At 34.2% G+C, this 26,045-nt stretch carries 22 protein-coding genes; 7 read left to right on the plus strand and 15 right to left on the minus strand.

The annotated features are described in order from the left end of the window. Positions 1–49 precede the first annotated feature (49 nt). A complete protein-coding gene (gene bshC, locus DUZ96_RS07375) occupies positions 50–1,645 on the minus strand; it encodes a bacillithiol biosynthesis cysteine-adding enzyme BshC (RefSeq protein WP_114301292.1) in 1,596 nt (531 codons plus the stop codon). A gap of 137 nt (positions 1,646–1,782) precedes the next feature. Here bshC and DUZ96_RS07380 point away from each other — a divergent pair, with 137 nt between their 5' ends. The 4 genes from DUZ96_RS07380 (at position 1,783) to DUZ96_RS07395 (ending at position 8,338) form a co-directional block, all read left to right on the plus strand. Continuing rightward, positions 1,783–4,263, plus strand: coding sequence for a M14 family metallopeptidase (locus DUZ96_RS07380; protein WP_114301293.1), 2,481 nt, complete (start codon positions 1,783–1,785; stop codon positions 4,261–4,263). Positions 4,264–4,280: 17 nt separating this feature from the next. Beyond that, positions 4,281–7,106 carry a pitrilysin family protein gene (locus tag DUZ96_RS07385; RefSeq protein WP_114301294.1) on the plus strand — a complete coding sequence of 942 codons (2,826 nt, stop codon included), beginning with the start codon at positions 4,281–4,283 and terminating at the stop codon, positions 7,104–7,106. A gap of 105 nt (positions 7,107–7,211) precedes the next feature. Beyond that, positions 7,212–7,397, plus strand: a complete 186-nt coding sequence (locus DUZ96_RS13105) for a hypothetical protein (protein ID WP_258774339.1) — start codon at positions 7,212–7,214, stop codon at positions 7,395–7,397. 251 nt (positions 7,398–7,648) lie between these two features. After that, positions 7,649–8,338 carry a hypothetical protein gene (locus DUZ96_RS07395; protein WP_114301295.1) on the plus strand — a complete coding sequence of 230 codons (690 nt, stop codon included), beginning with the start codon at positions 7,649–7,651 and terminating at the stop codon, positions 8,336–8,338. On the opposite strand, the gene rimO is transcribed toward DUZ96_RS07395, so the two are convergent. Next, positions 8,331–9,632 (minus strand): 30S ribosomal protein S12 methylthiotransferase RimO, encoded by a 1,302-nt coding sequence (rimO, locus tag DUZ96_RS07400; protein WP_114301296.1) that lies wholly within the window; start codon positions 9,630–9,632, stop codon positions 8,331–8,333. The two genes, DUZ96_RS07395 and rimO, sit on opposite strands and share 8 nt — an antisense overlap. 127 nt (positions 9,633–9,759) lie before the next feature. On the opposite strand from rimO, the gene DUZ96_RS07405 reads away from it, so the two are divergent. Further along, positions 9,760–10,836: a serine hydrolase gene (locus DUZ96_RS07405; protein WP_114301297.1), complete on the plus strand. Its 1,077-nt coding sequence runs from the start codon at positions 9,760–9,762 to the stop codon at positions 10,834–10,836. On the opposite strand, the gene DUZ96_RS07410 is transcribed toward DUZ96_RS07405, so the two are convergent. The 6 genes from DUZ96_RS07410 to DUZ96_RS07435 all read right to left on the minus strand — a co-directional run bounded on the left by DUZ96_RS07410 (position 10,837) and on the right by DUZ96_RS07435 (position 15,665). Beyond that, positions 10,837–12,537: an amidase family protein gene (locus tag DUZ96_RS07410; protein ID WP_114301298.1), complete on the minus strand. Its 1,701-nt coding sequence runs from the start codon at positions 12,535–12,537 to the stop codon at positions 10,837–10,839. A gap of 103 nt (positions 12,538–12,640) precedes the next feature. Then, positions 12,641–13,594 carry a signal recognition particle-docking protein FtsY gene (gene ftsY, locus DUZ96_RS07415; RefSeq protein WP_114301351.1) on the minus strand — a complete coding sequence of 318 codons (954 nt, stop codon included), beginning with the start codon at positions 13,592–13,594 and terminating at the stop codon, positions 12,641–12,643. 139 nt (positions 13,595–13,733) lie between these two features. Beyond that, complete coding sequence (locus DUZ96_RS07420; protein ID WP_114301299.1) at positions 13,734–13,886, minus strand: DUF4295 domain-containing protein; 153 nt, start codon at positions 13,884–13,886, stop codon at positions 13,734–13,736. A gap of 7 nt (positions 13,887–13,893) precedes the next feature. Next, the gene (gene rpmG / locus DUZ96_RS07425; RefSeq protein WP_076616981.1) at positions 13,894–14,076 is read right to left on the minus strand and encodes a 50S ribosomal protein L33; all 183 of its coding nucleotides are present in this window, start codon (positions 14,074–14,076) and stop codon (positions 13,894–13,896) included. Between the two features lie 25 nt (positions 14,077–14,101). Then, positions 14,102–14,338, minus strand: coding sequence for a 50S ribosomal protein L28 (rpmB, locus tag DUZ96_RS07430; protein WP_114301300.1), 237 nt, complete (start codon positions 14,336–14,338; stop codon positions 14,102–14,104). 79 nt (positions 14,339–14,417) lie between these two features. Continuing rightward, positions 14,418–15,665, minus strand: coding sequence for a competence/damage-inducible protein A (locus DUZ96_RS07435; protein ID WP_114301301.1), 1,248 nt, complete (start codon positions 15,663–15,665; stop codon positions 14,418–14,420). Positions 15,666–15,813: 148 nt separating this feature from the next. Between DUZ96_RS07435 and DUZ96_RS07440 the strand changes: the two genes are divergently transcribed. After that, positions 15,814–16,791, plus strand: coding sequence for an acetamidase/formamidase family protein (locus DUZ96_RS07440; protein ID WP_114301302.1), 978 nt, complete (start codon positions 15,814–15,816; stop codon positions 16,789–16,791). Here DUZ96_RS07440 and DUZ96_RS07445 read toward each other — a convergent pair whose 3' ends face one another. The 3 genes from DUZ96_RS07445 to DUZ96_RS07455 are packed head-to-tail and all read right to left on the minus strand — an operon-like array spanning position 16,792 to position 18,521. Then, positions 16,792–17,133 carry an Hpt domain-containing protein gene (locus DUZ96_RS07445; protein ID WP_114301303.1) on the minus strand — a complete coding sequence of 114 codons (342 nt, stop codon included), beginning with the start codon at positions 17,131–17,133 and terminating at the stop codon, positions 16,792–16,794. Continuing rightward, the gene (locus tag DUZ96_RS07450; protein ID WP_114301304.1) at positions 17,134–17,745 is read right to left on the minus strand and encodes a fumarylacetoacetate hydrolase family protein; all 612 of its coding nucleotides are present in this window, start codon (positions 17,743–17,745) and stop codon (positions 17,134–17,136) included. Continuing rightward, a complete protein-coding gene (locus tag DUZ96_RS07455; RefSeq protein WP_114301305.1) occupies positions 17,745–18,521 on the minus strand; it encodes a 3'-5' exonuclease in 777 nt (258 codons plus the stop codon). The genes DUZ96_RS07450 and DUZ96_RS07455 overlap by 1 nt, the downstream gene beginning before the upstream one ends. 109 nt (positions 18,522–18,630) lie before the next feature. On the opposite strand from DUZ96_RS07455, the gene DUZ96_RS07460 reads away from it, so the two are divergent. Continuing rightward, on the plus strand, positions 18,631–19,707 hold the full coding sequence (locus DUZ96_RS07460; protein ID WP_114301306.1) for an NADH:flavin oxidoreductase: 1,077 nt from the start codon (positions 18,631–18,633) through the stop codon (positions 19,705–19,707). Between the two features lie 54 nt (positions 19,708–19,761). On the opposite strand, the gene DUZ96_RS07465 is transcribed toward DUZ96_RS07460, so the two are convergent. From DUZ96_RS07465 to DUZ96_RS07480, 4 genes are all read right to left on the minus strand, one after another. Next, positions 19,762–21,102 carry a dihydrolipoamide acetyltransferase family protein gene (locus DUZ96_RS07465; protein WP_114301307.1) on the minus strand — a complete coding sequence of 447 codons (1,341 nt, stop codon included), beginning with the start codon at positions 21,100–21,102 and terminating at the stop codon, positions 19,762–19,764. 91 nt (positions 21,103–21,193) lie between these two features. Then, complete coding sequence (locus tag DUZ96_RS07470) at positions 21,194–22,294, minus strand: glycosyltransferase family 2 protein (RefSeq protein WP_114301308.1); 1,101 nt, start codon at positions 22,292–22,294, stop codon at positions 21,194–21,196. A gap of 6 nt (positions 22,295–22,300) precedes the next feature. Beyond that, positions 22,301–22,918, minus strand: a complete 618-nt coding sequence (recR, locus tag DUZ96_RS07475) for a recombination mediator RecR (protein WP_114301309.1) — start codon at positions 22,916–22,918, stop codon at positions 22,301–22,303. Between the two features lie 101 nt (positions 22,919–23,019). After that, the gene (locus DUZ96_RS07480; RefSeq protein WP_114301310.1) at positions 23,020–26,013 is read right to left on the minus strand and encodes a VPS10 domain-containing protein; all 2,994 of its coding nucleotides are present in this window, start codon (positions 26,011–26,013) and stop codon (positions 23,020–23,022) included. Positions 26,014–26,045 lie beyond the last annotated feature (32 nt).

Genomic DNA, 26,045 nt, shown 5'->3' on the forward strand with positions numbered 1-26,045 from the left:
AAGTAATAATTGCAACTAAAAATGAAAGGTCTGTAAAACAAAAATTACCTCAAATTGTTAACACTGTAAATTCGCCCTTCAAGGGTTCTAACACTCGCATTAACTCTGTAACAAGTTCGTCTCCAAATTCGAGATATAATTCAGAAAAATTCAGGTTTCGCTCTTGCAAACTTTGATTTGGAAATAATTGTTCCTGCAAATCTGTACATCGTTCTATTTGATTTGCCAATTTTCTCTTTTGGGCCTTTAATAATCGTTTCTCAAGATGTTTCAAACCTTTTAACTGCTTAACTTCTTGAGCTTTAACCGCACTTAAGAATGACTTATCCGTTTGTTGTGCTAATTGATGAAGTCCTATAAATTGATTTTCTAAATGTTCAATCTGCTCTGAAAGATCAATATCAATATTAGAGATTTTACGAACTCGTTTATTAATAAAGGTATTGCGATTTAAAAACAAATCCTTATCCAGAATCTCCAGCTTATCAAGTTTCTCCTTTTGTTTTCGGGTTTTTACCAAAACCGAATTTCTTAATAAAAGAATTGGGAATGTTAATCTGTTAGCCTTAAAATTAGAATTTAACTGCAACCAGTAAATTATTTCCCCTCCTCCACCAATGTAGCAAAGATTTGGTAAAATAACCTCCTGATATAACGGTCTCATAATTACATTTGGCGAAAACCGTTCTGGATATTCCTGAAGATGACTTTTCAATTCTTCTTCCGTCCAATGTATATTAGTTTCTAAAACAGAATAAACACCATCTTCTACAGTGATACGTTCACGCATTCCACTATTTATATAAAAAAGATTAACCTCTCTTGGGTTTACTTGAATTTTAAGGTCTAAGGCTTCAAGTGAATTGTTGGTATCAGTGACATTTTTAAAGGCTACATTCTCTAACAATTCCGCTGTCATTTGCGGAATAAAAAGACGCTTTAAGTCTTTATGACCAGCATCAATTATAACCAAACCATATTCACCAAAGAGCTGATTTGCCAAATATCTTGTAGCATCAGCCAAGTTATCATGATTAATATAGGCCTCCTTAAACCATTCTCTTAACTGATCTGCATTTTTTCCCGGACCAAATTCAGAAGTAATTACATTAAAAATTTCCTCTAATCCATTTGTATTAAAATGCCCAACCGCACCAGTTTGTTCACTGTTCCAACGGATTTTTTTCCCTTTAAAATTGAAATAATTTATCTCATCAAAATCATGGTCTTCTGAGGCCATCCAATAAACAGGAACAAAATTATACTCAGGATAGGTTCTTTTTAACTGTTTTGTGAGGTTAATGGCAGAAATAATCTTATATAAAAAATATAACGGCCCAGTAAATAGGTTTAATTGATGACCAGTAGTAATGGTGAATGTATTCTCCTTTGAAAGTAAATCAATATGTTTCAAAGTGGCTTTAGACACTTTAAGATGAGCATATTGCTCATTTAAAACTTTTACTAGAACTTTTCTGTTTTCATCGCTATAACTACTCGCTTTTTCTTCAATTTGATCCTTAAAATTAGCTAATGTTGGAAAACGGTTGTAGAATTGCGCCAACTCTGGTTTTTGATCCAGGTAATCACAGATAAACTTAGAGAAATAATTGGTTTCTCTAAACGGTAAATAATCAGTTGGCATGTTATGTTTAATTATGGCATAAATATAAGGCTCTTCAATTTTCTAACTGCTAATTTTTAGTTAATTCAAATTAACAAATTATAGAATCTAATCTGCAGTCTTTATATTTACTAGCTTTGAAACAAAACTAACTAAACATGCGCAACATTTTCTTCATTTTGCTTATTGCAATAAGTTCTTTAACCATTGTAAACTCACAAAATTTAAAATCCCCAAGTGAATTTTTAGGTTATAATATTGGCGAACAATTTAGTCGTCATCATCAGGTTATAGATTATTTTGAGCATGTTGCACATGAAATGCACAAGAATGTCATTTTAGAAAAATACGGCGAAACCAACGAGAGAAGATCCTTAAATCTAGCCTATATTTCTAGCGAAGAAAATCTCAGAAATCTTGAAACAATAAGAGAGAACAATTTAAAACAGACTGGTATTTTAGAGGGTACTTCTGAATCTTCAGATATTGCAATAGTTTGGCTAAGCTACAATGTACATGGTAATGAAGCATCTAGTTCTGAAGCCTCAATGCTTACGGTTTTCAAACTTCTTACAGAATATAAAAATCTGCTCGATAATACAGTTGTTATAATAGATCCGTGCATTAACCCAGACGGAAGAGATCGCTATGTCAATTGGTATAACGAGACAGCGAGCAAACCATATGACTTAGATAGTCAAGCCAGCGAACACAATGAACCTTGGCCAGGTGGTAGAGCAAACCATTATCTTTTTGATTTAAATAGGGACTGGGTTTGGGCAACCCAAGTTGAAACTCAAAATCGACTAAAAGTATACAACAAATGGTTACCTCACATCCATGTAGATTTTCACGAACAAGGCATGAATGAACCTTACTATTTTGCTCCGGCAGCAAAGCCATACCATGAAATTATTACTGATTGGCAAACTGATTTTCAAACCCAAATCGGTAAAAACCATGCTAAGTATTTTGACGCTGAAGGTTGGTTGTTTTTTACTAGGGAAAGATTTGATTTATTTTATCCAAGTTATGGTGACACCTACCCAACTTATATGGGAGCTATAGGAATGACGTACGAACAAGGCGGTCATGGCAGAGCTGGATTGGGCGTATTAAATGACGAAGGGCATGTTTTAACTTTGGTAGAGCGTTTAACACATCATACCACCACTGGAATATCGACTGTTGAAATTGCTTCTAAAAATGCAAAACAGTTAAATGTGGAATTCAAAAAATTCTTTGATAATAGTAAACTGAAATACAAGAGTTACGTCCTTAAAGGTGAAAATGATAAAATTGAAAGTCTAAAAAGCTTATTAAACAAACACGAAATTGATTTTGAATACGCATCAGGCACCAAGGCTTCAGGTTATCAATATAGCAAAGGAAAACAAGGTAGCATGAGTCTTACATCAGAGGACTTAGTAGTACACACCAATCAACCAAAAGGTAAAATGGTAAAAGTACTTTTCGAGCCAAATGCAACACTTACAGATTCCCTAACTTATGATATTACGGCTTGGTCACTTCCTTATGCGTACGGATTAGATGCAATTGCCAGTAAAACAAAGGTGGCAAGTCAATCTATATCAAGTGACCAAAGACAATCGAAAATAAGTAATGCTTACGGTTATGTGAGTAAGTGGAATTCATTAAAAGATGCTCAATTTTTATCCTCACTGCTAAAGAACAACTTTAGAGTTAGATTTACTGAAAGATCTTTCACCTCAAATGGAAACAAATTTAAGCGTGGTTCATTAATAATTACAAAAGGTGATAATAAACACATTGACAATTTCCTTGATGCATTAAGATATCTTACTGAGAAACACAATCAATTACTCACTCCAATTTATACCGGATTTTCTCAAACCACACCAGACATAGGTTCACCAGACATTAAATTGATAAACAAACAAAAAGTTGCCGTATTATCAGGTGAAGGCACATCTTCATTAAGCTATGGTGAAATTTGGAATTTCTTTGAAAATCAATTGAATTACCCTTTAACATCCATAAATACTGCTAATTTGGGCACAACAAATTTAGCCAAGTATAATGTCATTATTATGCCAAATGGATATTATGGCGATGTCTTAAACGAAGACAATTCTAAAAAGATTGAGGATTGGGTGCGCTCAGGTGGTAAAATAATTGCAATTGATGGTGCCTTAAGAAGTTTTGCTGGCAAGGAAGGATTTGGATTAAAATTAAAGGCAACAAATACAATGGAATCATCAGATAACCTAATACCATATGCAGAGCGTGAGCGTTTATATACAAATAGTATGATTACAGGTGCTATATTCAATGTTAAATTAGATAATACACATCCTATGGCATATGGTTATGATAAGGAGTATTTTACGTTAAAATTGGGTAGCTCTAGTTATAATCTTTTAGATAGAGGATATAATATTGGCCACATAAAAGACACTAAAGTATATTCAGGTTTTGCAGGTAAAAATGCCATTGAGAAATTAAGCAACTCTCTAGTATTCGGTGAAGAAAGGAAAGGTCGAGGAAGTTTTATCTATATGGTCGATAATCCTCTATTTAGAAGCTTTTGGGAAAACGGAAAATTATTTTTAGTCAACTCGTTATTTTTTGTAAACAACAACGTATTTGAATTATAATTATTAATTAATTACTCATGAAAATTTTAAAAAATCTAGCCGTAATCTTCAGCCTTATTATTATTAGTACGGCATGCAAGCAAAACAATACCGAAGATGAGACCAAAGAATTCTCTGTAGATTTTGAAAAAATCACACTAGACAACGGATTACAAGTAATTCTCCACGTTGACAAGTCTGACCCTGTTGTAGCTGTAGCTTTAACTGCGCATGTTGGATCTGCACGTGAAAAAGAAGGTAGGACAGGTTTTGCGCATCTATTTGAACATTTATTATTTCTGGAATCCGAGAATTTAGGTAAAGGAGGTTTAGATAAAATGAGTGCACGCATTGGTGGATCTGGTGCTAATGGTTCTACCAGTAGAGATAGAACTAATTATTTTCAAACAGTCCCAAAAGATGCTTTAGAAAAAATGATTTGGGCAGAAGCTGATAAATTAGGATACTTTATAAATACAGTTACGGAACCTGTTTTAGCTAAGGAAAAACAAGTTGTAAAAAATGAAAAACGACAACGTGTGGACAATCAACCCTATGGACACAATTCTTATGTTATTAATAAAAATCTATACCCAGAAGGCCATCCTTATAGCTGGGAGGTTATTGGTTCTTTAGAAGATCTCCAAAATGCAACATTAGATGATGTAAAAGAATTTTATAGACGTTGGTATGTCCCAAATAATGTAACCTTAACCATAGCAGGAGATATAGATGTAGATCAAACTAAAGCATGGGTTAAAAAATATTTTGATGAAATACCTAAAGGAGAAGAAATATCAGAAACAGAAAAACAACCTGTTATTTTAAAATCTTCTAAACGTCTTTTTTATGAAGATAATTTTGCGAGACTACCTCGCTTAACTATGGCTTGGCCAGGAGTACCTCAATACGATAAGGAGTCTTATGCCTTAAGTATATTGACAGAGTATTTATCTGCGGGAAAAAAAGCACCATTAAACAAAGTCTTAATAGATCAAGAAAAACTTACAGATCGTGTAAATTTTTATCAAAACAATTCTGAACTAGCAGGACAAATTATGCTTTCAGTTACAGCATTTAACCAAACAGATTTAAATGCGGTTTCTACTGCACTTTCAGATGGATTTAAGGATTTTGAACTCAATGGCATTTCAGATAAGGACCTTAATAGAATAAAAGCAGGCCAAGAAACATCATTTTACAACCGCTTATCTAGTGTATTAGGCAAAGGGTTTCAACTCGCACAATATGAAATTTTTGCAGGTGACCCAAGTTTCATCAACCAAGATGTGAAGAATATTTTAAAAGTTACGCCAGAAGATGTAATGAATGTCTACAACAAGTATATTAAAGACAAGCACTATATAGCTACAAGCTTTGTTCCGAAAGGGCAAATTGATCTGGTTTTAGACAACTCTCAACTAGCTAGTGTTGTTGAAGAAAAAATTGTAGATGGAGCAGAAGAATCTTTTGATCCAAGTATCAATGCTACCTACGAGAAAACACCAAGTAATTTTGATCGCAGTATTGAGCCATCTTATGGTGAAAGCCCAGAATTAAATATACCAGAAGTCTGGAAGCAAAATTTAGATTCTGGCTTAAGCATTCTTGGTATTGAGAATACTGAAGTACCTCTTGTACAATTTGAATTACAAATTGAAGGTGGACTTTTATTAGAAAACAAACATAAGGTCGGTGTTTCAAATCTATTGGCAAATCTAATGACTAAAGGCACTAAGAGTAAAACACCTGAAGAGTTAGAAAATGCCATCCAGAGTTTAGGTGCTCGCATTAATGCCTATGCTACAGATACTAACATTACTATTTCAGGCACTACACTATCCAAGCATTTTGATGAAACGATAGCTCTTGTCGATGAGATCTTATTAGAACCACGATGGGACGAGAATGAATTTGAACTCTTAAAAGCAAGTACAAAAAGTAGTATTAAACGTAGAAAGGGTAATCCTAACAGTATAGCATCTTACGAGTTTGCCAAAATAATTTACGGTGACAATAACATATTAGCCTATAGTAATAGTGGCACAGAAGACTCCGTTGAATCTATAACATTAACAGACTTACAAGACTATTATAATAAATACTTATCACCTCAACTTGCAAAGATGTTTGTGGTAGGATCTATTTCCCAAGATAAGGTGATAGAAGCGTTAAAAACTATGGATAGTAATTGGGAATCAAAAGAAGTTGAAATTCCAGAATTACCATTCGCTAAAGTTCCTGACGCTTCAAAAGTATATTTTTATGATGTACCAGGTGCCAAACAATCTGTAATTAGGTTTGGTTATCCTGCCCTAAAAGCAACAGATGAAAACTACTATGCATCCACAGTAATGAATTACCGCTTGGGTGGCGGTGGATTTGCTTCACAGCTCACACAGCAACTACGAGAAGGTAAGGGTTATACTTACGGCATAAGATCTGGATTCTCTGGATCAAATTATACTGGTGAATTTACAATTAGTAGCGGCGTTAGAACAAATGTCACTTTTGAATCTGCAGACCTAGTAAAGGAAATTCTAGAAAATTATGGAAAAAATTATAGTGAAGAAGATTTAGAAGTAACCAAAGGTTACACTATTAAAAGTACGGCAAGAGCATTTGAAACATTAGGCGCTAAACTTAATATGCTTTCTAACATTGGCAATTATGGTCTAAAGGATGATTATGCAAAACAACGTGAAACCATAGTAAAAAATATGTCCGTAAACGATGTTAAACTGCTAATCGATAACTATATAAAACCTAATAAGATGATTTACCTAATTGTAGGTGATGCAGAAACTCAATTAGATAAACTAGAAAATCTAGGATTTGGTAAGCCAATACTTTTAAATAAATAGTAATTATTCCCTTCCACGAGCATTGATTTGATTTTACTACCTTTAAGTATTAATCAAAATAAAATAGTTGATACATGCAAGGGGTTTGAGCGTAAAGGCAAAAAAATGATTTATACCTCATCAAATGGGTATATGTTTACACTTTTAAATAAAGATGCTGAAATTGGTATAAGATTACCTAAGGAGAAAGTAGCTAAATTTATGGAAGACTACAATACTGGTCCTTATTATTCTAATGGTGCAAAAATGAGAGACTATGTCTTGGTACCGGAATCACTTTGGGCGAATTAGGGCTAATGGTAGCTTATTTTGAGCCAAGCTTCGCTTATGTTAACAGCTTACCATCTAAGTAAGTAGGTAGCTTAAAGTATGATGTTCCGAATAAACACACTTAAAACTATGTAGATTGAAAGCAAAACTATCTTTAATTTATTTCTTTGTGCCGAATTTTTCATAATTAGATTGTTTAGCTCAACTATTTTTTTAGCTTTATTTTTAAACCTAATGGCTTTATATTTACAATAGATTAGCTGTTATATTATATGCCACAAACTACTATCATCTCTTTTTTTAAGTATGAGGGACTTCGGAACAAATGGAGGGCCTTAGGTCGTATGGGTAGACCGCTTTTATTAGACAAGAATATCAACGGACTTACATTCTGGAAATCTCTAGGTAGTGGCAGTGGTAATGGGTTTTCAATTTGGCCAGATTTCTCAACCTTTGGCTTACTTACAGTATTTAACTCGGAATCTGAAGCACAAGCATTTTTAAATTGTGATGTTATTCAATCTTATACAAATGAAGCCAAACAATACAGTCATATACTGATGTATTCCATAAAAGCACATGGAAAGTGGGGTAATCAAGAACCATTTAATTCTTCTATACCATTTGCTAATGACAAACCTTTGGCTGTAATCACAAGGGCGACAATTAAACCCAAACTAGCCTATAAATTTTGGAGACATGTGCCTTCAGTATCCAAATCTATGGATGGTTATAAAGGACTTGTTTATTCTAAAGGCATTGGAGAATGGCCCATATTTATGCAAGCTACATTCTCATTATGGACCAATGGTAATGATATGATCAACTATGCCTATAAGAATAAAAAACATGCAGATATGGTGAAGAAGACAAGAGAACTAGGATGGTATTCAGAAGAACTTTTTTCTAGATTTCATCCTTTTGAAATCAAAGGAACTTTATTAGATTTTAAGATTAAATAACCTCGCCATACAGGTCAAAATCTTCTGCTTCGATTATTTTCACGTTTGTAAATTCTCCTGTTTTTAAATAGGTTTTTGTAGCATCAATTAAAACCTCATTATCTACATCTGGTGAATCATACTCGGTACGACCAACAAAATAGTTTCCTTCTTTACGGTCAATAACAACTTTAAACTCCTTCCCTATCTTATCTTGATTTAACTCCCAAGAAATCTGAGATTGGATTTCCATAATTTCATTTGCGCGTTGCAACTTTATATCTTCTGGCACATCGTCCTCCAAATTATAAGCGTGGGTATTCTCCTCATGCGAATAGGTGAAACAACCTAAACGCTCAAAACGCATTTCTTTAACCCATTCCTTTAAGGTTTGAAAGTCTTCCTCAGTCTCTCCTGGATATCCAACTATCAAAGTAGTTCTAATTGCCATTTCTGGTACTTTGGCCCTAAATTCTCTTAAAAGTTTTGTGGTTTTTTCCTTTGTTGTACCACGTCGCATACTTTTTAAAATTGAATCTGAAATATGCTGTAAAGGAATATCTAGATAATTACAGATTTTAGATTCGCGATTCATAACATCTAATACATCCATCGGAAATCCAGTTGGGAATGCATAATGCAATCTTATCCACTCTATACCTTCAACCTTAACAAGATGTTCTAATAACTCGGCAAGATTTCGTTTTTTATAGAGATCTAATCCGTAATATGTTAGATCTTGAGCGATCAATATTAATTCCTTGACACCATTAGAGGCTAATTTTTCAGCTTCAATCACCAACTCTTCAATAGGTGTACTTTTATGTTTACCTCTCATAAGAGGGATTGCACAAAAACTACAAGGTCTGTCACAACCCTCAGCAATTTTTAGATATGCATAATTTTTTGGAGTCGTTGTTAATCGTTCACCTATTAACTCATGCTTGTAGTCAGCACCTAAGGCTTTTAATAAACCTGGTAGCTCTGTAGTACCGAAATACTGATCAACGTTTGGTATTTCTTTTTGTAAGTCTAGCTTATAGCGTTCACTCAAACAACCTGTAACAAAAACTTTATCAACTTCACCTGCCTCCTTCTTTTGCATATACTCTAAAATAGTATTTACACTTTCCTCCTTAGCGTTATTGATAAAACCACAAGTATTAATAACAACTACATTACCTTCTTGCTCATGCACTACATCTTTACCGCTTGCCTTTAATTGACCCATCAATACTTCACTGTCGTAAACATTTTTACTACAGCCAAGTGTCACCACATTAATTCTATTCTTTTTAATTGTCTTAGTGCGCATACCTTTAATTAAATCAGTGCGCAAAGATAAGCAATGATTTACGATATTTGATTGCTGATTGACTATTGTTAATAATGAGCAATTAAACGATTAACGCTAATTGTAGTCTAAAAACCAAATAATTGATATGAGAATTAGTTTTCCTTATTTATTGATGTTTTCCCTGCTTTTATTTTCCTGTTCATCAGATGATAATGCTTCAGATAATAACAATCCTCAATCAGAAGGCATCTATTTTCCACCTTTGGCATCAGATATTTGGGAAACGAAATCTTTGGAGGAATTGAATTGGGATACAAATGAGCTTCTAGAATTATTAGACTATTTAGAAATTAACAATAGTAAAAGTTTCATGGTTTTACACAATGGAAAAATTGTTGTAGAATCTTATTTTGATGGTCATACGAATACCTCTCCTTGGTATTGGGCAAGTGCAGGCAAAACACTTACAACTTCAGTTACGGGAATCGCACAGGACGAAGGATTACTAGATATAAACGATAAAGTTTCCGATTATATTGGAACTGGTTGGACAAGCACACCACTAGAAAAAGAAGATCTTATTACTTGCGGAAATTTATTAACCATGACTTCTGGATTAGATGATAGTCTAGGAGACAATGTATCTTCATCTAACCTACAATATATTGCAGATGCTGGAGAGCGTTGGGCGTATCATAATGTTTATGTGAAACTTCAGGATGTTATTGCAAGTGCGAGTGGACAAAATTGGTCGTCTTATTTTAATACAAAATTGAAAGACAGAATTGGTATGTCTGGTGCTTGGATTCAAAATGGTGACTTTAGCGTCTATTGGAGCAACACTAGAAGTATGGCACGTTTTGGTTTATTGACTTATGCCAATGGTAAATGGCAAAATGAACAAATAATTCCAGAGGCATTTTTAAATGATGCCGTAAATACATCCCAAAATCTAAATGAAGCTTATGGTTATATGTGGTGGCTTAATGGAAAGTCTTCTTTTAGATTACCACAAACTCAAATTCAATTTAGTGGAGAACTTATACCAGAAGCACCTGCCGATATGTATAGCGCACTAGGAAAAAACGATCAAAAAATTTACATATCACCAAGTAACAAGTTAGTTGTAATTAGGATGGGTAGCGCAACTGACAGTGAAAATTTAGCACTATCAGATTTTGATAATCAACTTTGGTTTAGAATAAACGCCATGATTAATTAATTATAATTCGGGTGCCTTTCTCGCTTTTGATGCTTGTTCATATACATAAGCCCATTCTAATAACATCTTCTCTTGTAATCGCTTTGCAATAAATGTTAAGCCCTTTGGTTTACCTTCTTTTGTATAACCCATAGGTACTGTAATTGCAGGATATTCAGCCACAGCGGCGAAACCTGCATGATAATTATTAATGGACAAGAATCCATCGAGCTTATGATTTCTCATAGGTATATCAAAATACTGCTTACCATTGGTATTTAAAGTATCTTTAATAAGCTCTAAGAAAAGCGAGTCACCTTGATCCTCCACAATACCCTTAAATAAACTTTGACCATACGGCATTGTTGCAATTGAGTCTTGAAGATTATACTCCATTACATCAGCAACAGATTTAAGCCCAATATCTTTGTTGGCATAATTTTCCAGATAAGTAGGTAAGTCCTTTTTCATATCCAGATTTAAAAGTCTTAAAAAATTGGGTAAGCCTAGTTTTTCTTCATCTATTTCTACAATCTCTGCACCTTGATTTTTCAATACGGCCAATGCATTTAGGTACAACGTATCTTCTAACAAACGTTTGGGTGCACCAAACCTTTTGCCTTCAAGGCTAGCTTTTTTTATATCATTAGTATAAAAACCCGGATCCCAAAGTGCATATATGGATTTAGAATCTGATTTGTCTTCGCCAAAAATTGCATCTAAGACAATTGCATTGTCCATAACCGTTCTTGTAATGGGTCCTGCAGTATCTAGCGTTGAAGAGATTGGTACAATTCCCGATCTACTTACCAAACCTATGGTTGGTTTTAATCCAACAGCTGAATTCTGGCTTGCAGGTGACAATATTGACCCAGACGTTTCACTTCCTAAAGTTGCAGCTGCAAAATTTGCTGAAACAGAGACACCACTTCCAGAGCTAGAACCTCCAGTATCAAAGACCCGTCTTCCATAAGGATTAAGTGTCTGTCCCCCTATTGCACTATAACCACTAGGACAATCTCCACAGAAAAAATAAGCCCATTCACTTAAATTCGCTTTACCTAATATTAAAGCACCCTTAGATTTTAATTGTTTAACAATAAACGCGTCATCCACATAATTGTCTTTTAAGGCAACAGCACCAGCTGTTGTAGCCATACCTGAAGCATTTATATTGTCTTTCAACAGTATTGGCATACCGTAAATAGGATGTGTATTTTCAATTTTTTGTTGGTCTAATTTTTTTGCTTGGTCAATCACATTAGGGTTAACTGCTATAACAGAATTCAAAGAATTAGGGTTTTCCCTATCGTACTTTCTAATTCGGTATAAATAGAATTTAGTTAGTTCTTCATAATTTAAACTACCATCTTTAACATGTTCTTGTAAACTTAAAATATCTTGTTCTACAACAATTGGTATAAGCCTATGGTAATCTTCATCTGTAAAATCATCCAATTTTTGGTTAACTAAATCCCAAATTTCAGCTTTAGTTAAATTCTTAGAGTCTAAAACCTTAAATTCAGTGAATTCTTTTGTAGATATTGCTTTTAAATTAGTTGAATCTTCAGATTTTGATACTGCCTTTAATTCAATTGAATCTTCGGATTTTGATAATATCTCGTCAGTTTGAGTTTCTTGAGGTATAGTTGATTTTGACTGTTTGTCCTTTTTACAAGAAACTATGGACAAAAAAAGAATGAAAATAAATGTAAAACGCATGGTTAGTTTTTTTATAAAAATACGAAAACCATTTGTTTAGAAAATAAAAAAAGCCCTATTAGACTGTCGCTAACAAGGCCTTATAGTATATCTATACTAAATGTTACTTAAAGAAAGAATCTACAAATTCATATTTATTGAATACTTGCAAGTCTTCGACACCTTCACCCACGCCAATGTATTTCACAGGTACTTTAAACTGATCGCTTATACCAATTACAACACCACCTTTAGCCGTACCATCTAATTTAGTAACTGCCAATGATGTAACCTCTGTAGCAGCCGTAAATTGCTTTGCCTGCTCAAATGCGTTCTGACCAGTAGAACCATCTAAAACCAGTAGTACATCGTGTGGTGCTTCACCTACTACTTTTTGCATTACTCGTTTAACTTTAGTCAGCTCATTCATTAGATTCACTTTGTTATGTAATCTTCCAGCAGTATCAATAATTACAACATCTGCATCTTGATTAACTGCACTTTGCAAGGTATCAAATGCCACGGAAGCAGGATCACTTCCCATGTTCTGTTTTACTATGGGTACATCAACTCTATCAGCCCAAACCTGTAACTGGTCTATCGCTGCCGCTCTAAAAGTATCTGCAGCACCTAACACAACTTTTAATCCTTGTTTTTTAAATTGATAAGCCAACTTACCAATAGTAGTGGTTTTGCCAACACCGTTAACACCAACCACCATAATTACAAATGGCTTTTTGTCTTGAGGCACTGTAAATTCAGTAGCTTCACCAATATTAGTTTCAGATAGTAATGCCGCTATTTCTTCTCTTAAGATTTGATTAAGCTCCGAAGTGCCTAAATATTTATCTCTAGCTACGCGTTCTTCAATGCGCTCAATAACTTTTAAAGTAGTATCAACACCTACGTCACTGGTCACTAAAACTTCCTCAAGATTATCTAATACATCATCATCTACTTTAGATTTACCTGCAACAGCTTTATTTAATTTGTTGAAAAAGGATGTTTTAGATTTTTCTAGGCCTTTATCGAGGGTTTCCTTCTTTTCTGAAGAAAATATTTTTTTAAAAATACTCATATTATATATTTGCTTTGCTAATGGCAACAACCTTGCCTTTTATAGGATTCTGTAAAGTTGTCATATGCGCTCAAATATAGCCATAAAAAAACTGCTTTCAAACGAAAGCAGTTTTATGAATCTTATATCGGAAATATTATTATTTCTTATTTAAAAAGTCATTGACAAACTCTGGTGACATCACTGATTCTACGAACATGTAGGCACCAGTTTTAGGTGATTTTACCATTTTAATAGCTTTTGTCAAACGCTTAGATCCTGTCTGTAAGGTTGCTACTGATTTCTTTGCCATGATTCTATTATTTTATCTCTTTATGAACTGTCATACGCTTTAGGATTGGATTAAATTTCTTAATCTCCATTCTGTCTGGCGTATTCTTTTTATTTTTAGTTGTAATATATCTTGAAGTTCCTGGCATTCCAGAAGCTTTGTGCTCTGTACACTCTAAGATTACTTGAATTCTATTTCCTTTCTTTGCCATGGTAAATTGACTTTAGCTTTTGCTATTATTTATAAAAACCTTTTGCTCTAGCTTCTTTAAGTGCTGCAGAAATACCAATTTTATTGATAGTCTTTAATGCAGACGTAGAAACTTTTAATGTTACCCACTTATCTTCCTCAGGAATATAAAAACGCTTCTTAATCAAGTTTGCGTTAAACTTGCGCTTTGTTTTATTCATGGCGTGAGAAACATTGTTTCCAACCATTGCTTTTTTCCCAGTAAGTTCACAAACTCTTGACATTGTATTCTTTCTTTAGGTACGTTAATTTTTAACAGGGTGCAAATTTAGTAAAACTTTATGTTTCAACAAACATAAAGTGTCACTTTTTTGAAATTTCTTTAAGAAGTAATTCAAAGGCTTTATTTGTTGCCTTCATTATTACTTTTTCTCTATGATTTCCGAAATTAAAAACCTTAGATAAAACCTCATTTTCAGTGGCAATAGAAATACATACAGTTCCAACTTCTGCATCAGAATCTCCTTTAGTAGGACCTGCATTACCAGTTGTGCTTAATCCATAATCACTGTTAAAAAGCTCACGAACATTTTTAGCCATGGATTCTGCAACTTCCTTACTAACTACCGAATAACTATTAATTACATCTTCATTAATCCCCAACACATTTACCTTTGATTCCGTAGCATAACTTACCAAACTACCCTTAAAGTATTTTGAAGCTCCAGCATTTGCAGTTAATGATTGTGCTATTCTTCCTCCTGTGCAACTCTCCGCAATAGAAAGTGTTTTGCCAATTTCAGTTAATCTGTTACCAATTAACTTTTCAATAGTAGCATCCTCCTCAAAACCAATAAAAATATCTTCAACAAGTTTAACAAGGTGATTAACCTGTTTCTCCATTTCGGCCTCAACTAAAGACTTATCCATTGCTTTAGCTGAAAGCCGTAATCTTACCCTACCCAAACTTGGTAAATAAGCTAGTTTTATAAAATCAGGCAAATTATCTTCAAAATCCTCGATCCTGGTTGCAATAGCACTTTCTCCCAACCCAAAGGTTAAAAGTGTTTTATGTTTAATGAATGGAAAGTGAAACTTTTCTCTTAAGGCAGGTAAAACTTCATCACTTATTAAGACCTTCATCTCATAAGGGACTCCTGGTAATGACACAAAGACTTTATCACTTTTCTCCATCCACATTCCAGGTGCAGTTCCGTATTTGTTCATTAGTACTTTGGCCTTTGACGGAACTAAGGCTTGGTGTCTGTTAATCTCGGAAATAGGTGTTTTGATATACTTCGAAAATAAATGTTCTACATTTTCTAGCACAGCCTTATCTTCAACTAAAGTATCGCCAAAATATTCACAAATAGTACGCTTGGTGATATCATCCTTTGTTGGCCCTAAACCACCAGTGATTATTATGATATCTGCATTATCCTCTGCTTCCTTTAGGGATTTTAATATGTGATCCTTATCGTCTTGTACGGAGGTAATCTGAAATATAGAAACTCCAATCTTGTTGAATTCTTTACTAATAAATGCCGAATTGGTATCTATAATCTGACCAATGAGAATCTCATCTCCAATTGTTATTATTTCTGCCGTCAATAGTTAGTCTTTTAAATGATTTTGGCAAAGGTAAAGCTATTAAAAAGTTAATTCATTATTTTTAACCAACCTTTGATAAAATTCTTGACTAACCATGACCAATAGAAAGATCACTAATCTAATTTTTTGTTGTGCAATATTTTGCAGTATGTTTTATCAATGTGATGAAGAAAAGGCTACTGAAGTAACAGAAGATCTACCTATAGAAGTAAGTTTTAAACCAGAGTTTACTCTTACCAAGGATGAAACACATAATAAATTTAGCAGTACCATACCACCTGTACTTACCGTCAAATCTGGTGCTATTATTGAAGCTTTTACTGAAGATGCTAGTGACGAACAGTTTAATTTAAATTCTACGGTTAAAGATTTAGAGAATCTTGACTTTGAACCTATCCATCCCTTAACAGGACCTGTTTTTGTTGAAGATGCAGAACCAGGAGATGTTATAAAAGTAACATTGCATGAAATTGAGCTTGGAGATTGGGGCTGGAATGCCATCTATCCTGGATTTAGTTTTGTTGCCGACTCCATTAAAGGAGAATACTTAAGAATATATGACCTTAAAAATGACAAAACTAAAGTCAACTTTAACGATTCAATTCAACTTAAATTAAATCCATTTCCTGGCGTTATGGGAGTGGCTCCAGACACATCTGAACTTCTCAGTACCATTCCACCAAGGGCAAATGGTGGAAATATGGATGATCCTAATATGACTGTTGGTACATCAGTTTATTTCCCCGTATTTGTAGATGGTGGCTTATTCTCAATTGGTGATGGCCATGCTGTGCAAGGTTTAGGTGAAGTATGTGGTACAGCTATAGAAGTACCGCTAAGAATAGTTTATGAGATTGAGTTGATTAAAAACAAATCCATTGAAGAGCCACAATACGAAACAAAGGATTACTATGCCACTACAGGTTACGGAACAACAATTGATATTGCGGCTAAAAAAGCAACGCTTTATATGGTTGACTATTTAATGAACGACCATAAATTAAGTGAAAATGAGGCATATGCTTTATGCTCTCTTGCTGGAGACCTCAAAATAGCAGAAGTTGTAGATTTGCCACATATGCTTGTTACCATGCACATCTCTAAAAATGTTTTAGGAATTAAATAATTACAAATTAAAATCAGACCTAATCTCTGCAGCTGCGTTTTCGACACCTTCTAATACAATTTGCAATTGTGACGTTATGTCTTTGTCTTTTTGTTCAAATTTCCCCCAATCTTGTACCTCTATTAAGGCATCATACGACGATAATCCAAATAATTCTAACGTTGGTTTCATTTTATGAGCAGCTTGATAAGCTTCATAAAAATCATTTTCAGGAATCGCTTTTCTCAATCGGTCCGCATCTACAGGAACTTCTTCAATAAACGCCGCGGCCAATGCCATAACGAAATCTTCGTCGTTATCTGCCATTTCTCTTACTCGATCTAATGTATAATGTTGTGCCATTTATTTTATTTTTATTGAAAACATTTCTTGGTCTTCAATGTATCCTTTTAATTGATCATTTGCAAAAACCTTACCAACTCCGGCAGGTGTTCCTGTAAATATAATATCTCCAATTTTTAAAGTAAAATATTTTGAGGCATATTCTATCAGTTCATCTATTTTCCATAACATTAGTCTGGTATTTCCTGTTTGCACTTGCTCTTCATTCTTTTTTAAACTAAAGTTTATATTATCAATGTCAGCAAACTGTATTTTGGGTAACCATTTACCTATTACTGCTGCACCATCAAAGGCTTTGGCTTTTTCCCAAGGTAATCCTTTTGATTTTAATTTTGCTTGTAAATCTCTTGCGGTGAAATCAATACCGAGACCTATTTCATCATAATACTTGTGTGCAAATTTCTTATCAATGTACTTCCCTACTTTTTTAATTTTAACCAATACCTCAACCTCGTGATGCACCTCATCCGAAAATTCAGGTATAAAAAATGGTTGTTTCTTCAATAAAATTGAAGTATCAGGTTTAAGAAAAATCACTGGATCTGAAGGTTTTTCATTCTCTAATTCCTCAATGTGTTTTGTATAATTTCTTCCTATGCAGATAAGTTTCATTAGCCTAATTTATTATTAAACTGACGTAATTTAATTGCAGTTAACACTTTTTTAGTATACAATGGAAAATCCGCATTAAGCAACCAACCAAAATATCCAGGTTCCTGTTCCATAACATCAACAACTCGCTTACCTTTGTGCTTTCCAAATGAGAAACACTCCTCTCCCTCTTTATTGTAGACTAAAAAACCGGCGAAATCTACAAACTTTTTACGAGAACTAAATTCAGCTAAAAATTTAGTGTCGTTCTCTAACTCGTCATATCTTGAAAGTTGAGCCTTTAACACTTCATAAGTAGCTTTTGTATCTGCTTCTGCACTATGTGCATCATCTAAATGTTTACCACAGTAAAACTTATAAGCGGCACTTAGTGTCCTTTGCTCCATTTTATGGAATATGGTTTGCACATCTACAGCAACTCGATTTTTCATATCAAAATCTACTTCAGCACGTAACATTTCTTCAGCCAAAAGTGGAATATCAAATCGATTTGAATTAAACCCACCTAAATCAGAATCTTTGATTAAAGCATGTACCTCTTTTGCAATTTCCTTAAAGGTCGGAGCATCTGCAACGTCTGCATCTGAAATTCTATGCACTTTTGTGACCTCTGGCGGAATTGGTATAGTAGGATTAACCAATTTCGTATACGATTCTTCTTTGCCATTAGGAAAGACTTTAAGAATAGAAATCTCAACGACTCTGTCTTTTGAAATATTAATACCTGTGGTTTCTAAGTCAAAAAAACAGATTGGTTTATTCAGATTTAATTGCATATTCTAAAATTTTATACAAAGGTAGTGGATTTAGTCACAATAATTATTGAAAACAAATATTTGAGGAAACGATAAATTTAGGCGAATTTTGTTTTGAAAAATAATAGTCATGATACAAAATTCCACAACTAAATTGGCCTTTAGCTGTGGTGCAACAATGAAAAATAGATTTATGATTGCACCTCTAACCAATCAACAGAGCCACGAAGACGGAAGGCTATCTGATGATGAGTATAAATGGCTCACCATGAGAGCTAAAGGTGGTTTTGGTTTGGTAATGACTTGCGCATCTCATGTACAAGAAGTCGGAAAAGGTTTTTCTGGACAATTAGGTATATTTTCAGATGATTTAATTGATGGTCACAAAAGGCTAGCATCAGAAATTAAATCTCATGGTAGTTTGGCCGTTATACAATTGCATCATGCTGGTATGAGGTCACCATTTGAGGTGATAAAACAAAAAGCTGTTTGTCCTTCAGATAGTAAAAAACATAATGCTAGAGCATTAACACTTACAGAGGTTCATCAATTGAGGCAAGATTTCATAGGTGCAGCTGCAAGAGCAAATAAATGTGGTTATGATGGTATTGAAGTCCATGGCGCTCATGGTTACATCCTAACTCAGTTTTTAAGTTCTAAAATTAATCAACGTACTGATGAATATGGTGGTTCATTAGAAAATAGAGCAAGATTATTATATGAAATTGTGGACGGAATTAGACAAGCATGCGGTAATAAATTTTTAATTGGTGTAAGATTATCACCAGAGCGATTTGGAATGCAATTAAGTGAGATGATGAAAGTCAGTCAAACGCTAATTAACGAACATGATATCGATTTCTTAGATTTATCCTTATGGGATTGTTTTAAAAAGCCTGAAGAATATCCTGAAAGCGAACTTAGTTTAATGGAACATGTTCTTCAACTAAATTTCAAAAATGTGAAGCTTACTGTAGCTGGGAATATTCGAAGTGGTAAAGATGTCAGAAAGGTACTTGAGGCTGGTATTGATTTTGTAACTATTGGTCGTTCTGCTATTTTACATCACGATTTCCCTCAAAAATTTATTGAAAACCCAAGTTTTATGCCAGTAGAAAATCCTGTTTCAGAAGATTATTTAAAATCTGAAGGATTAAGTAAAACATTTATTAATTATATGAAACGCTGGGAAGGTTTCGTGAAATAAAGAAGCACAGTAATTAAACTGTGCCTCTAAATAAATATAATATTTGAGTAAAAATTAAATTTCTCTATCCATATCCCAAGCTTCGAGATAATTTTTAACGGCTTGGACAAATTGCCCTCCCAACGCACCGTTAACAACACGATGGTCGTACGAATGTGAAAGGAACATTCTGTATCGTATTCCAATAAAATCCCCCTCCTGAGTTTCAATTACTGCTGGAACTTTTCTTATAGCGCCTAAAGCCAATATACCAACCTGTGGCTGATTAATAATAGGCGTTCCCATAATACTTCCAAATGTACCAACATTAGTAACAGTATAAGTACCATCTTGGATCTCATCTGGTTTTAATTCACCTATTCTTGCTCTGTTGGCTAAATCATTTACTTTTTTGGCCATACCAAGTAAATTCAATTGATCTGCATCTTTAATTACAGGTACAATTAAATTACCATCAGGTAAAGCGGCAGCCATTCCTAAATTTATATTCTTCTTTTTTATAATATTGTCACCTTGAACGGAAATATTCAACATCGGATAATCTCTCAATGCCTTAGCAACTGCCTCTAAAAAGATAGGCGTAAATGTTAGATTTTCACCTTCACGTTTTTTGAAAATATCTTTACGCTTATTTCTCCAATTCCAAATATTTGTTACATCTGCCTCAATGAATGATTGCACATGAGCTGAAGTTTGGACCGATTCTACCATATGCTTGGATATGAGTTTACCCATTCTGGTCATTTCAATGATTTCATCACCTCCAGATGCAATAACAGGTGTAGCTTCTTGATGTTGTACAACAGGTTTTGACACAGATTTCGTCTCAACTTTTTGTTCTAATACTGGCTGCACTTGAGATAATTCGGTAGGTTTAGCACCTCTATTTTCTAGATAGGCCTTCATGTCATTTTTTGTAACACGTCCATCTTTACCAGTTCCTGGAATTGTATCTAACTCTTTTTGTGATACGCCTTCCTGCTTTGCTATGTTTCTAACTAGTGGTGAGTAAAACCGATCTCCAGATGATATTACAGGTTCAACAGATTGTTGAGCAGCCACAACCGTTTGGGCTACCTCTTGAACTATTTCTTGTTCTTTTACCTCATCCTTAACTGCCTCAACAGGCGCACTTGTAGTCTCTTGTTCTTCGCCTTCAATTTCAATTACAGCAATAGTTTGCCCAACTTGAACAACATCATCTACATTAAACAATTTTTCAACCAAAACACCATCTACTTCACTAGGAACTTCACTATCTACCTTATCAGTTGCAATTTCTAAAACTGCCTCGTCCGCTTCAATAGTATCACCAACTTCCTTTAACCATGACGTAATTGTTGCTTCAGCAACACTTTCTCCCATTTTAGGTAACTTAAGTTCAAACTTTGCCATATCTATAATTTGAAGGTCTTTATTAGTCAGTTAAATGCAAAATTAATAAAAAATCAGATATTTTGTTGATTTTTATTCATTTTGAATCTATTTAAAATTTTTCCACAACGCCTCTACTGATAGAAGAATCGCTTCCAAGGATAAAATTACTGCTTTTCAGTAAAAATCTATAGACACAATTAACTTGTTTTGATTTTTGTTTCATATCGTTAATTATGGTCTTAAATTCTGTATAATCGCAATCATAAACCAGCATACTATCTGGTGGTAATTCAATCCCCAAGTCTTGTATAGGCTCAATTGGTTTAACTAACTTAATTGAAACACCACTATTCAAGTTTTCCGCGAAAACATAGGTGCTTTTTATCATTGGTGCTATAGACTGTTTAGATCTACTTGTATTCTTTAGGGCTTTTATCCCTAACCAAACAATAGTATTAAACAAAGGATTGCTTTTAAAATGCTTCTTATAAAAAATTTGCATCGCATTGAAAAATCGTTCTGCATAAACACTATTTTTCATAGTACTCTCACCCTTGAAATGTATTATGCTCGTTTTGCCAAAATAATAATTTGTATAACCAGATTTTTTAATTCTATACGATAGATCTATATCCTCTCCGTACATGAAGTAGTCCTCATCAAATCCTCCTACTTCATTATATATTTTTGATTTCAAAAACATAAATGCACCTGCATAAACATCCGCCTTGCCTATTCCATCTTTATCAATATGATTGGCATAGTATGATTTATCCATACCAATCATTTTCTTTAGAGATACAAACGGTGTTAGAATATTGCGTTTACTTTCCGGCAGAAAACATCCCGTCCCATCAATAAGCTGGCAACCAACTATCCCAGTTTTTGCTCTTTGTTTATAAAACTCTATTAGTTTAATAAAGGTGTCTTCTGCAACAACCGTATCTGGATTAAGGATGCAAAGGAATTCTCCCTTTGCGCAGGCTACTCCAATATTATTACCTTTTGAAAAACCAAAATTATCTTCATTCTCAATCAATTTAACCTTGGGAAATTTAGATTTAACCATGGCGCAACTTCCATCATTGGAGGCATTATCTACAACAATTATCTCGCTCTCTATTGTACTAGTTGCCCTTACCACACTTTTTAGGCACAACTCTAAAAAGTGCTCAACATTATAATTAAGAATAATAATTGAAAGTTTCACGAATCCCTAAGATTTTAAAGAGGCTTCAAACGGAACTCTATCAACGATACTTCTTCCTAAAGTTATTTCATCTGTATACTCTAACTCGTTACCAGCTGCAACACCTCTAGCTATTGTTGAAGTGGCAACTTCAGTTCCTTGAATTTGCCTGAAAATATAAAAATTGGTAGTATCACCTTCCATAGTTGGGCTCATTGCAAAAATCAGTTCTTTTACATGTCCACTCTTCACTTTTTGAACCAATGAATCAATATTTAAATCCTGTGGACCTATCCCATCCATAGGTGAAATTTTACCACCTAAAACATGGTACAATCCTTTATATGAGCTTGTATTTTCAATGGCCATAACATCTCTGATATCCTCAACTACGCAAATCAAATCATCTTGCCTATTTGGATTGGAACAAATTTCACATAGTTCCTTATCACTTATATTATGGCATGATTTACAAAACTTTATTTCAGATCTTACTTTGGTTAACGCATCTGCCAATTGAAAGGTTTGGGAGTCTGGTTGACGGAGCATATGCAATACTAATCTCAAAGCTGTACGCTTACCTATTCCAGGTAATTGAGACATCTCATTTACTGCATTTTCAAGAAGTTTTGATGAAAATTCCATAGTTGCGAAGGTACAGTTTTTAAGTTCAAAGAAAAAGTATAAAAAAGTCCAATTATCAAGGTAAAACAATTGAACTTAAACTTATATTCAGTTTGAGAATACTAATCTAATATTAACTTCTTCGTTACTTCACCGTAGTCACTGTTTAACTTTACAAAATAGATACCCTGCTCAAAGTTAGAGACATCAATTTTATGACCATTAAATACTTTAAGGTTTTTCGCATAAAACATTATTTTACCTAAACTATTATATATCCTTAAAGTAACTATTTCTGGTTTGGTCCATTTAATATTTACTTCATTATTTGCAGGATTTGGATAAATACTAAAATCGTCCGTATCAAATTCTTCTATACTAAGCGAAGCATCATATAAGTTAGATCTCCATAATCCTCTACCGTAGGTCGCCGCATATAACCTATTATCAGCACTATTAATTTCAAGTTCGTTAATTCTCACGTTAGGAAGCCCGTTGTTGAATGGAATCCAAGTGTTACCCAGATCATTATCCGTATAATAAATACCGTAATTCATACCTACATATAGCCCATCTTCAGCATTATTTTGCCAAGCTACTGCTTGTGCTGAGAAGTTTGGTAAATCCCAAGGAATAGCTGTAAATGATAGACCGCCATTTGTACTCACATAAACTTTATTACTATTAGTTACAGCAATTGCAATTTTATCAGGTTCTGTAGGGTGAACCGCAATACTATTAACCTGTCCACCAGATAGGTTTAATCCCGATTGTGTCCAATTTAAACCACCGTTTGAAGTGTACCAAAATACGCCATCAACAGCTAAATACATTTTATTGCTGTCAGTTGGAGCTATCTTTAATTCGTCAATATCATCTCCAAAATTTTGTGAAATTGCTGTCCAATTAACACCTGAATCTATTGATTTGTATACCTGATCAAAGGCACAATAAATGGTGTTTTGAACAATTGGATCCTGTTCAAAAGGCACTACCCAATTCCAATTGTTTTGCCCTCCTTTACCATCTGGTTGGGCTACATTTATGACATCGTCTCCTCCATCTATGGATTTAACAAAAGATCCAAATTGTGAGGTTCCATAAAGAATTTGAGAATTGTTTTTATCAACAAAACCTTCCATACCATCGGCACCCCACCAATCGTACCAATTACCATCAGCTCTTAAAACCGAAGAACCGTTATCCTGAGAACCACCAGTTACTATAACCGGATCGGTTTGGCTAATTCCAATTCTATAAAATTGTCTAATACCCAATCCTGGTGTTAAATCCATATAATAATCGGAATTTACAGATGTAGGGTCGTCTGCTTTGAAAATACCTCCATCCGAACCAACAAATAACTTCGTATTTGCACCTGTTCCAAAAAATTGCATAATATCTACATCAGCATGGCAGTAACCAATATTCTCATTTGATGCTCCTCCAGGCGTCCATTGAGAACTAATACTAAATGAAATGCCTCCATTTGTAGAACGCCATGTATTAATACCAGCTATATGCACATCGTTTACATCATTTGGATTAACCGTAATAGCCATATCTCTTGGTGCTTGACCAAGATTATCAAACCCATTAGTATCATATCCGAAATAATTTTGAAAAGGATGACTTAGTTCAGTAAAGTTTACTCCACTGTCTGTAGACTTATGAAAACCACCAAATACATTTCCATCTGCTTCGACAACATATACTACAGAGGGGTCATCTGCCGAAATACCAATCATTTTAACACCAGTTGAAAAACTATTTGGTGCAGTTTCAAATCCATCTGAAAAAACAGTTCCGAGATTATTGTCTTCCACCGATATATCATCCAATGTTAAACCCCTACCATAATTTGATGTTCCCTCGAAGGCAACATAATAATCGCCTGTTGGATTTGGCAAATTCAAAGTAATGTCGGACCAACTGGTCACCTCAGCAGTATATTCTGCAATTTGAGTCCAGTTTCCACCTGCAGATGCTTTATAGAACACTCTTAATTCATCTATTGCTCCATCCCAATTCACATTGGTGTACGAAAAATTAACTCTAGGGTTAACAGCACCAGCTAAATTTAAAGATGGTGTTACCAATCTTGTTTTTGGCTGAGAAAAGTTTCCAATATAGAATAACGCCAAACCATTTCCTGTTCGTGGGGAAGCTGTGTTGTTTTGGTTTGAATCAGAAGTTGTCCAATCTGTTGAACCACTAACATATTCTTGAGTCCAGGCTCCTAACCCATCTCCTGTATCAAATGTTAGGCCTCCGTCTGTGGAAACATAAAAGCCAGTTCCTGAAGCATAAATTGTATTTGTATCTCCAGGCTTAAACTGAAAATCGTATCCTGTGGTGGCACTAGAATTAATTGAAGTCCATGTAGATCCTCCATTAGTAGATTTGAATAAACCACCACTTTGAGCACTAGCATACATTTTAGATGTATTCGTTGGATCAATTAAAATTCTATTTACCGTACCACCGGAAACACTCCCGTGTAAAGCCCAAGTTGCTCCTCCATCAGTTGATCTAAAAATAGACCCTACATTAGATCCCCAATAATATGTATTACTATTTAGTGGATCAATAGCCAATGCATAGACATCGATATTTGCCAAATTATCAGTAAGACCGGTCCAAGTATTACCACCATCTAAACTTTTCCAAACGCCACCAGTTGGACTTCCAACAATAATATGATCTAAATTAGATTCATCTACAGCAATAGATGTGATTCTACCGACACCAGGATTATAACCAGAAGTAGCATTCCAATACGTTGGGCCCATTTCTTCCCAAGTACCAACAGTTGTTCTTGAAAACAATGACTCGCTATTTTGTAATGCATTATAATTTTGAAGCTCATTGTAGTAAAATTCAGGTGTCTTTAGTATTCCATTTTCATCCATAGCACGCTCTGCGAAATACTTCCATCTTCTAAATGGCTTATAACCTGTACCACGATCTCTACCCACTTCATCAAAGTGAGTTTCGGCTTGTTGAGATATATATTGTACAGTGTGAGTTCCTTCAGCAATTAAATCAAGATATTCTTGAGAATTCCCGATTAACACAATAAAGAAGAGTGAAAATAAAAGGATTAACTTTTTCATAATTATTCAATTTGAGGTAGCTTTTTTTTTCA

It is taken from the genome of Winogradskyella sp. KYW1333, from assembly GCF_003335675.1.
GTDB lineage: Bacteria > Bacteroidota > Bacteroidia > Flavobacteriales > Flavobacteriaceae > Winogradskyella.